The organism is Burkholderia multivorans ATCC BAA-247 (assembly GCF_000959525.1).
GTDB lineage: Bacteria > Pseudomonadota > Gammaproteobacteria > Burkholderiales > Burkholderiaceae > Burkholderia > Burkholderia multivorans.
On record NZ_CP009832.1, the window covers coordinates 2552360 to 2564019 of the forward strand.

The 11660-nt window shown below is 69.0% G+C and carries 14 protein-coding genes; 11 read left to right on the forward strand and 3 right to left on the reverse strand.

Annotation, left to right across the window (positions count from 1 at the left end):
* The first annotated feature begins 293 nt into the window (after positions 1-293).
* From NP80_RS24270 to NP80_RS24320, 11 genes are all read left to right on the forward strand, one after another.
* On the forward strand, positions 294-857 hold the full coding sequence (locus tag NP80_RS24270; protein ID WP_012213003.1) for an RNA polymerase sigma factor: 564 nt from the start codon (positions 294-296) through the stop codon (positions 855-857).
* On the forward strand, positions 854-1282 hold the full coding sequence (locus NP80_RS24275) for a DUF3619 family protein (protein ID WP_045594195.1): 429 nt from the start codon (positions 854-856) through the stop codon (positions 1280-1282). The genes NP80_RS24270 and NP80_RS24275 overlap by 4 nt, the downstream gene beginning before the upstream one ends.
* 26 nt (positions 1283-1308) lie before the next feature.
* Positions 1309-2076 (forward strand): DUF3106 domain-containing protein, encoded by a 768-nt coding sequence (locus NP80_RS24280; RefSeq protein WP_006405577.1) that lies wholly within the window; start codon positions 1309-1311, stop codon positions 2074-2076.
* Positions 2077-2082: 6 nt separating this feature from the next.
* The gene (locus NP80_RS24285; protein WP_006411042.1) at positions 2083-2589 is read left to right on the forward strand and encodes an RDD family protein; all 507 of its coding nucleotides are present in this window, start codon (positions 2083-2085) and stop codon (positions 2587-2589) included.
* A 222-nt stretch (positions 2590-2811) separates the two neighbouring features.
* A complete protein-coding gene (locus NP80_RS24290) occupies positions 2812-3750 on the forward strand; it encodes a UDP-2,3-diacylglucosamine diphosphatase (RefSeq protein ID WP_006411031.1) in 939 nt (312 codons plus the stop codon).
* A 29-nt stretch (positions 3751-3779) separates the two neighbouring features.
* Complete coding sequence (locus NP80_RS24295) at positions 3780-4814, forward strand: glycosyltransferase family 4 protein (RefSeq protein WP_006398774.1); 1035 nt, start codon at positions 3780-3782, stop codon at positions 4812-4814.
* Positions 4811-5347 (forward strand): diacylglycerol kinase, encoded by a 537-nt coding sequence (locus NP80_RS24300; RefSeq protein ID WP_006411034.1) that lies wholly within the window; start codon positions 4811-4813, stop codon positions 5345-5347. Before NP80_RS24295 ends, NP80_RS24300 begins: the two co-directional genes overlap by 4 nt.
* 190 nt (positions 5348-5537) lie before the next feature.
* Positions 5538-6272: a TetR/AcrR family transcriptional regulator gene (locus NP80_RS24305; RefSeq protein ID WP_006411041.1), complete on the forward strand. Its 735-nt coding sequence runs from the start codon at positions 5538-5540 to the stop codon at positions 6270-6272.
* On the forward strand, positions 6269-6850 hold the full coding sequence (locus NP80_RS24310; RefSeq protein ID WP_006405583.1) for an LOG family protein: 582 nt from the start codon (positions 6269-6271) through the stop codon (positions 6848-6850). The genes NP80_RS24305 and NP80_RS24310 overlap by 4 nt, the downstream gene beginning before the upstream one ends.
* A 25-nt stretch (positions 6851-6875) precedes the next feature.
* A complete protein-coding gene (locus NP80_RS24315; protein ID WP_006405584.1) occupies positions 6876-7637 on the forward strand; it encodes an SDR family oxidoreductase in 762 nt (253 codons plus the stop codon).
* 243 nt (positions 7638-7880) lie between these two features.
* On the forward strand, positions 7881-9776 hold the full coding sequence (locus NP80_RS24320; protein ID WP_035947566.1) for an ArnT family glycosyltransferase: 1896 nt from the start codon (positions 7881-7883) through the stop codon (positions 9774-9776).
* Between the two features lie 22 nt (positions 9777-9798).
* Here the strand turns inward: NP80_RS24320 and NP80_RS24325 are convergent, their stop codons facing one another.
* The 3 genes from NP80_RS24325 to NP80_RS24335 form a co-directional block, all read right to left on the reverse strand.
* Positions 9799-10416 carry a DUF924 family protein gene (locus NP80_RS24325; RefSeq protein ID WP_006411029.1) on the reverse strand — a complete coding sequence of 206 codons (618 nt, stop codon included), beginning with the start codon at positions 10414-10416 and terminating at the stop codon, positions 9799-9801.
* The gene (locus tag NP80_RS24330; RefSeq protein ID WP_006411032.1) at positions 10413-11144 is read right to left on the reverse strand and encodes an alanyl-tRNA editing protein; all 732 of its coding nucleotides are present in this window, start codon (positions 11142-11144) and stop codon (positions 10413-10415) included. Before NP80_RS24330 ends, NP80_RS24325 begins: the two co-directional genes overlap by 4 nt.
* 102 nt (positions 11145-11246) lie before the next feature.
* Entirely contained in the window at positions 11247-11657 is a 411-nt protein-coding gene (locus NP80_RS24335) for a group II truncated hemoglobin (RefSeq protein WP_006398765.1), read from the reverse strand.
* Positions 11658-11660: the final 3 nt, after the last annotated feature.

An 11660-nucleotide genomic window follows, 5' to 3' on the forward strand; every position in this document is an offset into this window, starting at 1 on the left:
GGGTTCAAGCGGCGCGTCCAGTTGAAGGGCGGGCTTCATGGGCCAGCCTCAAATGAGACCATCACTTCATGTTGCGAATCGCCGACGATAGCGGCTCGCCGATGCGCCGTCAAGCAAAATATCCCGCAGCGCATCATGCGCGGCCGGACACGCACGACCGGCGCGGCTCGCGCACAACGCGTACGCCGCGCGTCGGTGCCAAGCGGCGCGAAAATTTGTTAGCATCCGCGGGTTTTACGAAATTTTTCGACCTTTCACACCACGCAGCGGTCCGCAGCGCATACCTTCACGGAATGGCATCAGACAAGGAACTCGCCGACTTTCTGGCGGGCGTCGAAAGGCGCGCGTTCAAGCAGGCTGCGTACGCGGTGCGTGACGACGATGCGTCGCTGGACATCGTGCAGGACGCGATGATCAAGCTGGCGGAGAAATACGGCGACCGGCCGGCGGCCGAGCTGCCGCTGCTGTTCCAGCGGATTCTGCAGAACGCGATCCACGACTGGTTTCGCCGGCAGAAGGTCCGCAACACGTGGGTCACGCTGTTCTCGTCGCTCAATACCACCGACGACGACGATTTCGACCCGCTCGAAACGCTCGAGACCGCGGACGACAATCCCGGCGTGGAGAGCAGCGAGCATCGCCTCGAGCGCGAACAGGTTCTGGCCCTGATCGACGAAGAGATCCAGAAATTGCCGGCGCGTCAACGGGAAGCGTTCCTGATGCGTTACTGGGAAGATATGGATGTCGCCGAGACTGCAGCCGCGATGGGATGCTCCGAAGGCAGCGTCAAGACGCATTGCTCGCGAGCCACCCACGCCCTGGCGCTAGCGCTCAAGGCCAAAGGAATCACGCTATGAGCTCCGCTCCCGCAAACCGAGAACTCGAATTCGCGCTGAAGGTGCGTCGCGCGCTCGACGAGCGCGCGGCCGCGCTGCCCGGCGCCACCACCGAGCGGCTGGCCGCGGCCCGCCGCGCCGCGCTCGCGCGCAAGAAACCCGAAGCGGCCACCGCGCCGGTGTTCGTGCCCGCCTTCGCCGGCGCGGCCGGCGCGCATGCGCCCGTCCTCCGCGCGAACCGTCCGCAGGCGTCGTTCGCGCGCCGCCTGCTGCGCGCATGGCCGCTCGCGCTGCTGCTGGCCGGGCTCGTCGGCATCGCGTACTGGGAAGACATGCAGCGCACCGCCGAGCTCGCCGACATCGACGCGGCCATGCTCAGCGACGACCTGCCGCTCAACGCCTATCTCGACCACGGGTTCAACGCGTATCTTTCGCACGCACGCTAACAGACAACAACGAGGGGATCGCACGGGTGAGTCAGAAGCGCGGCCTGGCCGTATTTTTCGGATGCGTGATCGCAGTCGCCGTGTCGTACGTGGCCACGTATCCGCGATTCCACCCGACACCCGCCGCGACCACCGCCGCGGCAACCAGCACGCCCGCGCCGTCGTCGGCGGCGACCGCGCTCGGCGCCGATCTCGCGCCGCTGCCGCTTCCGCTGCCGGTCGCCAACGGCCCGCTGTCGTGGGCGCGCCTGAGCGCGGCGCAGCGCGAGGCGCTCGCGCCGTTCGCCGATCAGTGGGACGGCTTCAGCGAAGCACGCAAGCGCAAATGGCTGAAGATCGCGTCACGTTTCCAGAAAATGACGCCTGAAGCGCAGAAACGCCTGCAGGCCCGCATGTCCGAATGGGTGCGCATGACGCCCGAGCAGCGCCGCGTCGCGCGCGAGAACTACCAGAGCGCGAAGGCGCTGTCCGCGCAGGCGCGCGAACGCGCGTGGAAGGCGTATCAGCAGCTGCCGCCGGAACAGAAGGAACGCCTCGCGGCCGCCGAGCGCCGTCGCCGGCCGAGCGTGGTCAGCGCACCGCCGACCGGCGCCGATCGCGACGTGCGCCGGATCGTCAACGGGCGTGTGCAGCCGGCCAGCAGCCCGGCGGTCGTGCCGGCGCCGGCGTCGGCATCGGCCGGCACCGCGACGCCGCCGGCCGTCGCGTCGTCCGGCGCCGGTACGACGTCCGTCCCCGCGACCGTGACGCCGGTGTCGCCGGCGGACGCGCCGTCGCTCTTCAAAGGCTCCTGAGCGGCCGTGGCCGACACGTCCGCCCTTCCCGCCGCGGCCGACGTGCCGTCCGTCCGCCGGCGGCTCGCCGCGATGCTCTACGAGGCCGTGCTGCTGTTCGGCGTCGTATTCTTCGCGGGCCTCGCGTTCGGCCTGGCGACGCAGCAACGCAACGGCCTCGTCCATCACAACCTGCTTGCCGCCTGGATCGCGCTCGTCGTCGGGGCGTATTTCGTCTGGTTCTGGACGCACGGCGGCCAGACGCTGCCGATGAAGACCTGGCGGCTGCGGCTCGAAGCCGCGAACGGCCGGCCGCTGAGCGCGGGTCACGCGATCGTCCGCTATGCGCTCGGCTGGCTGTGGTTCCTGCCGCCGCTCGCGCTGCACCCGCTGCTCGGGCTGTCCGTGCCCGTCACGCTCGCGCTCGCGGCCGCGTGGATCGTCGTCTGGGCCGGCGCGGCCCGGCTGCACGCGGATCGCCAGTTTCCGCACGACCGGCTCGCGCGCACGCGCATCGTCGCGATGCCGCACTGACGCTGCGCGCGACATCGTTCGCGCCGCGCTCATCCGTCCGACGAAAACGCCGGCCTGCCTGGCCGCGCCGGCCTCGCCCACGTCCAACGCACGCCGCGCAACAGCGCGACATTCACTGCTAAACATACCGCACGGGACGTAATAAGAACGTCTTGTGACTGTCATGGCGCAGTCACGCCCGCATGGCGCAATGCCTGTCATGTCAACCGGCGCGAGTCATGCATGGGCCAGAAAACGTCCGCGACCTCCCTGTTCCGTCACCCTTTCGGCGCCCGCGCCGCCACCGCGTTCCTGTCCGGCGCCGCCGCGACCGACACGCCGTCGCGCGACGCGGCGCCCGCCGAGCCCGTCTCGCGACACGACGATCCGGCGCCGCCCGCGCACCGCTACCGCACGATCTGGCTGTCCGACATCCATCTCGGCTCGAGCGGCTGCCAGGCGTCGTACCTGCTCGACTTCCTGCGCCACAACGAGTCGGAATACCTGTATCTGGTCGGCGACATCATCGACGGCTGGCAACTGAAGAAGGGCTGGTACTGGCCGCAGGCGCACAACGACGTCGTGCAGAAGATCCTGCGCAAGGCGCGCAAGGGCACGCAGGTCGTCTACATCCCCGGCAATCACGACGAGGGCGCGCGGCAGTTCTGCGACCTCGCGTTCGGCGACATCCAGGTGCGCGGCGAAGCGTTCCATACGACGCTCGCAGGCAAACGTTTGTGGATCGTGCACGGCGACCTGTTCGACGGCGTGATCCAGCACGCGAAATGGCTCGCGTATCTCGGCGACACGCTCTACACGCTGATCCTCGTGCTGAACCGCTGGTTCAACCGGATCCGCAGTCGGCTCGGCTTCCAGTATTGGTCGCTGTCGCAGTACCTGAAGCATCAGGTCAAGAACGCGGTCAACTTCATCTCGCAGTTCGAGAGCGTGATGACCGACGAAGCGCGCCGGCGCGGCTGCGACGGCGTCGTGTGCGGACACATCCACAAGGCCGAGATCCGCGACATCGACGGCGTGCTGTATTGCAACGACGGCGACTGGGTCGAGAGCCTGTCCGCGCTCGTCGAAACGCTGGAAGGCGAACTGAAGATCGTCTACTGGACGGTGATGCGCACCGCACCGTCCGCCGCCCCGGCGCGCAAGACGCGCGCCGCGGCCTGACCTCCACCTCTTACAGGACACATGCCGCGATGAAGATCATGATCGTCACCGACGCGTGGGAACCGCAGGTCAACGGCGTCGTGCGCACGCTGAAGAGCACGTCGCGCGAGCTCACCGCGCTCGGCCACCGCGTCGAACTGCTGACGCCGCTCGAATTCCGCACGGTGCCCTGCCCGACCTATCCCGAAATCCGCCTGTCGATCCTGCCGTATCGCAAGCTGCGCGAACGGATCGACGCATTCGCACCCGACGCACTGCACATCGCGACCGAAGGCCCGCTCGGCCTCGCCGCGCGCCGTTACGCGCGCGCACGCAAGCTGCCGTTCACGACCGCCTATCACACGCGCTTTCCCGAATACGTGCAGGCGCGTTTCGGAATTCCGCTCGCGGCGACCTACCGCTTCCTGCGGTGGTTCCACGGCCCGTCGCTCGCGGTGATGGCGCCGACGCCCGTGGTTCGGCAGGATCTCGAAAAGTACGGGTTCACGAACGTCGTGCTGTGGACGCGCGGCGTCGACCTCGACATCTTCCGGCCGATGGAGTCGAAGGTGCTCAATACCGCGCGGCCGATCTTCCTGTACGTCGGGCGCGTCGCGATCGAGAAGAACGTCGAGGCGTTCCTGCGTCTCGATCTGCCGGGCTCGAAGTGGGTCGCGGGCGAAGGTCCGGCGCTCGCCGAGCTGAAGTCGCGCTATCCGGAGGCGAACTATCTCGGCGTGTTGTCGCAGGCCGAGCTCGCGAAGGTGTATGCTGCGGCCGACGTGTTCGTGTTCCCGAGTCGCACCGACACGTTCGGCCTCGTGCTGCTCGAGGCGCTCGCCTGCGGCACGCCGGTCGCCGCCTATCCGGTGACGGGCCCGATCGACGTGCTCGGCGACGGCGGCGCCGGCGCGATGCACGAGGATCTGCAGGAAGCCTGCCTCGAAGCGCTGAAGATCGAACGCTCGACCGCGCGTGCGTGGGCCGAGCGCTTCTCTTGGCGCGCGGCGTCCGAGCAGTTCGCGTCGCACCTGAAGCCGCTGCCGAAGACCGCGTACTCGCCTGCCGAAGGTGCCGCCGTTTGAAACGAGATCTGCACGACAAGACCGCGCTGTCCGCCGCCATGCCGACGCGGCACGGGCCGTTCGACGAGGACGACGCGCATGCCGACACGGACACGCATGCGCACGAACCGCTCGGGCCCGACGATCCGCTGTCGCCGCTGCCGCCGAATCCGTACAAGCGCCACCGCGGGATCACGCGCGCGTGGTACGCGCTCAAGCATTCGCTGAATGGCTTTCGCGTCGCGATCCGCGAAGAAAGCGCGTTTCGTCAGGAGCTCACGCTGGCGGCACTGATGCTGCCGATCGGTGCATTCGCACCGGTGCCGGCCGCGTCGCGCGCGCTGCTGATCGGCTCGGTGCTGCTCGTGCTGATCGTCGAGCTGCTGAATTCGAGCGTCGAAGCCGCGATCGATCGTATCTCGCTCGAGCGCCACGAGCTGTCCAAACGCGCGAAGGACCTCGGCAGCGCGGCCGTGACGGTCGCGCTGTTCGCCTGCGTGACGACGTGGGGCTTCGTGCTCGGGCCGGTCGTCGCGCGCTGGCTCGGCTTCTAGGCACGCACCTGCGCACTCTGCGCGTGCGGCGCTGCACCATCCGCGCGCTGCGCACCGAATCACGAAATGCGCGCGGTGTCGCGAAACCCCGGTTTATAATCGTCCGCTAGATTGAGCACAGCAACCCGCGCCGGACGAATCCGCAGCATCTGCAGCGCCCGCCAGTCCGGCACACACAGGGCCGGACGACATGGAAGCGAAACCTCCCCGCCGCACCCGCGAACGGATTCTCGAGTTGTCGTTGAAACTCTTCAACGAGATCGGCGAACCGAACGTCACGACGACGACGATCGCCGAGGAAATGGAAATCAGTCCAGGCAACCTGTACTACCATTTCCGCAACAAGGACGACATCATCAACAGCATCTTCGCGCAGTTCGAGCAGCAGATCGAACGGCGTCTGCGCTTCCCCGAAGATCACCGTCCGACGATCGACGAAACCTGGTCGTATCTGCAGTACATGGCCGATTTCATGTGGACCTACCGGTTCCTGTATCGCGACCTGAACGACCTGCTCGCCCGCAACCGCACGCTCGAGACGCACTTCAAGCAGATCATCAGCCACAAGGTGCGCTTCGCGCGCGAGATGTGCGAACTGCTCGTGTCCGATGCGGAGATGGTCGCGACGCCCGCCGAAATCGAAGTGATCGCAACCAACATGGCCGTGATCTCGACGTACTGGCTGTCGTATCAGTACGTCATGCATCCGCGCAAGTACAACGACCAGGACGCGATCCGCGAGGAGCTGCACCAGGTCAGCATGCATGTGATCTCGGTGATGGCGCCGTATCTGCGCGGGCGCTCGCGCCAGCTGTTCGACGATCTCGTGTCCGGCAAGCTGCCGAAGCGCGAATTCACCGACTACCTGCCGCCGCGCGACGGTTCGCCGCGGGCGGCGGCGGCCGCGAAGGACACGAAGCAATGAAGGCCGTCTGCGTTTACTGCGGGTCCGCGCCCGGCGCGCGTCCCGTCTATACCGAAGCGGCACGCGCATTCGGCCGTGCGCTCGTCGACGCGGGCCTCACGCTCGTCTACGGCGGCGGCCGCGTGGGACTGATGGGCGTGATCGCCGACGAAGTGATGGCGGCCGGCGGCCGTGCGGTCGGCGTGATTCCGGAACTGCTCGTCGACAAGGAAGTCGGCCACACGGGGCTGTCCGAGCTGCACGTCGTGCCCGACATGCATCACCGCAAGAAGATGATGGCCGACCTCGCCGATGCGTTCGTCGCGATGCCGGGCGGCGCCGGTACGCTCGAGGAGTTCTTCGAGGTCTATACGTGGGCGCAGCTCGGCTATCACCGCAAGCCGGTCGCGCTGTACAACATCGATTCGTTCTACGATCCGCTGATCGCGCTGCTGCGTCATACGGTCGACGAAGGCTTCATGCGCGCGACCTATTTCGACGCGCTCTGCATCGACTCGCAGCCGGCCGGGCTGATCGACCGGCTGCGCCGCTATCAGCCGCCCGCCCGCGACAAGTGGGCGCAGGACGCCGCGAAATAACCCGTTCCGCCCGGAGCCGCACGCGATGACCGCACCGTCCGACCGCAAGGCCGTTCTCATCACCGGCGCGAGCCGCGGAATCGGCCGCGCGACGGCCGTGCTCGCGGCCGCACGCGGCTGGGACGTCGGCATCAACTATGCGCGCGACGCGGCAGCGGCCGAACACACCGCGCAGGCCGTGCGCGATGCGGGCGGACGCGCGTGCGTCGTCGCCGGCGACGTCGCGAACGAAGCCGATGTCGTCGCGATGTTCGACGCGGTCGCGGCCGCGTTCGGCCGGCTCGACGCGCTCGTCAACAATGCAGGCATCGTCGCGCCGTCGATGCCGCTCGCCGACATGCCGCTCGACCGGCTCACGCGGATGTTCGACACGAACGTGCTCGGGGCGTATCTGTGCGCGCGCGAAGCCGCGCGCCGCCTGTCGACCGATCGCGGCGGCCGCGGCGGCGCGATCGTCAACGTGTCGTCGATCGCCGCGCGGCTCGGTTCGCCGAACGAATACGTCGACTACGCTGGCTCGAAAGGCGCCGTCGACACGCTGACCGTCGGCCTCGCCAAGGAACTCGGCCCGCACGGCGTGCGCGTCAATGCGGTGCGTCCGGGCCTGATCGAGACCGACATCCACGCGAGCGGCGGCCAGCCCGGCCGCGCCGCGCGCCTCGGCGCGCAATCGCCGCTCGGGCGCGCCGGCGAAGCGCATGAAGTCGCCGAAGCGATCGTCTGGCTGCTCAGCGACGCCGCGTCGTACACGACCGGCACACTGCTCGACGTCGGCGGCGGCCGGTAGGCGCGCTTGCCCGTCGTACCGCGCCCGATAACCGCGCCGTGCGTTGCGGCCCGGATCCGTCACGACACCACAAATCTCCACAATTCCGTGACAGTTCCTGTAAACATCCGTAACAATTTCGTGCTCTACTAGCGGCCAGTCAGACAGACGGCCGCGCCGTCCGTCCTTCGCCGTACCGATGCGGCCCTTTGCCGGTCCCCCGTCCGCTGCAGGCCCGGCACGATCGACCCGAGATCCTTTTCCATGTCTGGAACCGCCACGTCCAGCCGGCGACGCACGTCCGTGTCCGCCCCGGCTCAGCACGTCCGTTCGGCCGGCACCGCCGGCACCGACCTCGCCGACACGCACGACGCCGGCGCCGCGACCGCACACGCCACGACCGATGCGGTGCGCAGCGGCAGCCTCGCGCGGCTCGGCTGGCGCGCCTGGCTGCTGGCCGCGATCGTGTTCTGTGCGTACGCGCTGCCGGGCGTGCTCGGCCACGACCCGTGGAAGCAGGACGAGACCTATACATTCGGCATCATCCAGCACATGCTGGAGACCGGCGATCTCGTCGTGCCGACCAATGCGGGCCAGCCGTTCATGGAAAAGCCGCCGCTCTACGCGTGGGTCGCGACGAGCCTCGCGTGGCTGCTGCAGCGCGTGATGCCGCTGCACGATGCGGCGCGGCTCGCGAGTGCGCTGTTCGTCGCGCTCGCGTTCGCATTCGTCGCGCGCGCGGCGCGCCTCGCCCATCGCGCGGACAGCGTATTCGACCTGCGCGTGATTGGCACGGTCGCGCTCTGCGCGAGCACGCTCGTCGTGATCAAGCACGTCCACGACATGATGACCGACGTCGCGCTGCTGGCCGGCACGGCGATGGGCTTTTGCGGACTGCTCGAACTCGTGATCGCGCATACCGCCGATGCGCGCCGCGTCCGGCATGGACTGCCCGCGCGGCGCGCGAACCGCTGGGCCGCGCCGTTGTTCGGCGCGGGCGTCGGCATCGCGCTGATGGCGAAGGGGCTGTTCGTGCCGCTCGTGTTCGCCGCGACGCTCGTCGCGGTGCTCGCGCTCTACCCTGCCTGCCGGTCGCGCGCGTTCGCACGTGCGCTCGGCGTGGCCGCGATCGTGTTCGCGCCGTTCGCGCTCGTGTGGCCGACCGCGCTGCTGATGCGCTCCGAGACGCTGTTCGCCGCCTGGTTCTGGGACAACAACGTCGGCCGCTTCTTCGGCTTCTCGGTGCCCGAGCTCGGGGCGGAAAACGACAAGCCGCTCTTCATCGTGCGCGCCTTCCTGACGGTCGGCTTCCCGGTCGCGCCGCTCGCGCTCGTGGCCGTCGCGCGCGGCGCATGGCGCGACTGGCGCGCGCCGCGCATCGCGCTGCCGCTGTTGTTCGCCGGCATCGGCCTCACGGTGCTGCAGATCTCCGCGACGTCACGCCAGCTCTATATCCTGCCGTTCTGTGCGCCGCTCGCGCTGGTCGCCGCGCTGGCCGTCGAGCGGGTGCCGCACCGGCTGCATACCGCGTGGGACTATCTGAGCCGCGTGCTGTTCGGCACCGTGGTCGGGCTCGCGTGGGCGATCTGGTCGATCATGGCCGATTCGTCCGCGTCGCGCGAACGGCTCGCGCCGCTCGGCCGCTGGCTGCCGCTCGACTGGACGATCCCGGTCGAGCCCGCGCTCGTCGCCGGCGCGCTCGCGCTGACGCTCGGCTGGCTGTCGGTCCTGCCGCTGCTGCGCACGAGCGGCCGCTGGCGCGGCGTGCTGTCGTGGGCCGCCGGTGCGCTCGTCGCGTGGGGGCTCGTCTATACGCTGCTGCTGCCGTGGCTCGACGTCGCGAAGAGCTACCGGTCGGTGTTCGACGATCTGAACGCGCATCTCGCGCTCGAATGGAACGACGGCGACTGCATGGCGAGCCTGCACGGGCTCGGCGAATCGGAAGCGCCGATGCTGTACTACTTCTCCGGCATCGAGCACATCCCGACCGACGACGCGAAGGCGACGCGCTGCACGTGGATGATCGTGCAGGGCGTGCGGACCGTCGATCCGGCGCCCGGCAGCGAATGGAAACTGTTCTGGTCCGGCGCGCGGCCCGGCGACGACGCCGAGTTGCTGCGCGTCTACGTGCGCACGCCCGAGGAGCAGTACGAGCCGTGATCGCCGCCGGCGCCGCCGGCCATCAGAACGACGAACCGGGCTGCCGCAGAAACGCCGCCTCTTCGTCGGTCGACGCGCGGCCGAGAATCGCGTTCCGATGCGGAAAGCGCCCGAACCGCGCGATCACGGCCGCATGCCGCAGCGCGAAGTCGTGATAGCCGGCGCAGCCGGCCTCGTCGCGGATGCCCGCGCATAGCCGCACGGCCTCGCGCTGACTCTCGTCTGCCTCGTCGTGCTCGAACGGCAGATACGCGAACGCGCGATGATGGCCGCTCGGCAACTGCGCATCCCACCCTGCCGACACGACCCGGCGCGCGAGCGCGAGCGCCTTCTTGTCGGCCGCGAACGCGCGCGGTGTGCCGCGATGCATGTTGCGCGAGAACTGATCGAGCACGACGATCAGCGCGAGCGCGCCGAGCGGCGTCGCGGCCCAGTGATCGCACGCGCCTTCGCAGGCGGCATCGTGCAGCGTGCCGAAGCGCGCACGCAGCACGTCGTCGAACGCCGCGCCGCCCTTGAACCAGATCTTGCGCGCGTGGCCGAATTCGGCCGAGCCCGGCTCGCCGAACCAGAAGTCGAGCACCTCGCGCGCGCGCGGATCGAGTGCCGCCGTGTCGTTCGCCGCTGCGTCGCGCGTCATGCGAACTCCAGCACCAGGCGCCGCGTGCGCGCACTCTTCTTTTCCAGTTTCGCAACGCGCAGTGCGCCGATCTCCGACGTGTTGCGCACGTGCGTGCCGCCGCACGGCTGCAGATCGACACCGTCGATGCGCAGCAGCCGCACGCGGCCAAGCCCCATCGGCGGCTTCACGCTCATCGTGCGCACGAGTTCCGGCCGCGCAGCCATCTCTTCGTCGGTGATCCATTCGGTCGTGACCGGATGCGCGCCACGGACGAGCTCCGCGAGGCGCCGCTCGACGTCGTCGCGATCGATCGCATCGGACGTCGCGAAGTCGAGCCGCACGTAGTCGGCCGTCACGCTGCAGCCGTCGACCGCGTACGGCAGCACCGCGCACATCAGATGCGCGGCCGTATGCAGCCGCATGTGTCGGTAGCGGCGCACCCAGTCGATCGTCGCGACCACGCGCGTGCCCGGCGCGAGCGCCGCGACATCTGCGTCCTGCCCCGGCGCGGGCACGTGCACCGCATCGTCGGGCGTCGCGCCGTCGAACTTCGCCTTGCGCGTGTCGGCGATCGCGATCGTGCCGCCGTCCGGCAGCGTCAACGTGCCGGCGTCGCCGGCCTGGCCGCCGCCGAGCGGATAGAACACCGTGCGGTCGAGCCGGATGCCGTCGTCGCCGACGGCCTCGACGATCGCCTCGCAGTGCGCAAGATAGGCGTCGTCGCGAAATAGCGCTTGTGTCGTCATCGGGCAGATCTCGTATCGAAGGGAAAGCGGACAGTGTCGCGCCGCGGCGCGCCTCGGCCCAGCGCCGATCGCCGCACGCGAGAACGGCGGCGTACCGGTCGATCAACCGGGCCGGTTGCGCATCCAGTCGGCCGTGTCGTAGAACGAATGCATGAGCCGCTCGCGCAGCGGCTCGGGCAGCCCGACGTCCTCCATGGCCCACGCCATGCAGCGCAGCCACTGGTCGCGCTCGACCGACGCGATCGGGAACGGCAGATGGCGCGCGCGCAGCCGCGGATGGCCGAACCGGCTGATGTAGTGGTCGGGCCCGCCGAGCCAGCCGCACAGGAACCAGAACAGCTTGTCGCGCGAGCCGTCGAGCGACGCCGGATGCAGCGCGCGGATCTGCGCGAACTCGGGCTCGAGGTCCATCAGGTCGTAGAAGCGGTCCACCATTTCGCGCACGCGGGCTTCGCCGCCCACGAGCTCGAACGCCGTCGGCTGCGACGGCGCATCGTCATTCACATCGGTCATACG

Bases quoted from the DNA above. Each gene is read 5' to 3' on its own strand.
- NP80_RS24320 (WP_035947566.1), top strand. From the start codon at position 7,881: ATGTCTGGAACCGCCACGTCCAGCCGGCGACGCACGTCCGTGTCCGCC.
- NP80_RS24275 (WP_045594195.1), top strand. From the start codon at position 854: ATGAGCTCCGCTCCCGCAAACCGAGAACTCGAATTCGCGCTGAAGGTG.
- NP80_RS24295 (WP_006398774.1), top strand. From the start codon at position 3,780: ATGAAGATCATGATCGTCACCGACGCGTGGGAACCGCAGGTCAACGGC.
- NP80_RS24330 (WP_006411032.1), bottom strand. From the start codon at position 11,144: ATGACGACACAAGCGCTATTTCGCGACGACGCCTATCTTGCGCACTGC.
- NP80_RS24310 (WP_006405583.1), top strand. From the start codon at position 6,269: ATGAAGGCCGTCTGCGTTTACTGCGGGTCCGCGCCCGGCGCGCGTCCC.
- NP80_RS24290 (WP_006411031.1), top strand. From the start codon at position 2,812: ATGGGCCAGAAAACGTCCGCGACCTCCCTGTTCCGTCACCCTTTCGGC.
- NP80_RS24315 (WP_006405584.1), top strand. From the start codon at position 6,876: ATGACCGCACCGTCCGACCGCAAGGCCGTTCTCATCACCGGCGCGAGC.
- NP80_RS24305 (WP_006411041.1), top strand. From the start codon at position 5,538: ATGGAAGCGAAACCTCCCCGCCGCACCCGCGAACGGATTCTCGAGTTG.
- NP80_RS24335 (WP_006398765.1), bottom strand. From the start codon at position 11,657: ATGACCGATGTGAATGACGATGCGCCGTCGCAGCCGACGGCGTTCGAG.
- NP80_RS24270 (WP_012213003.1), top strand. From the start codon at position 294: ATGGCATCAGACAAGGAACTCGCCGACTTTCTGGCGGGCGTCGAAAGG.
- NP80_RS24325 (WP_006411029.1), bottom strand. From the start codon at position 10,416: ATGACGCGCGACGCAGCGGCGAACGACACGGCGGCACTCGATCCGCGC.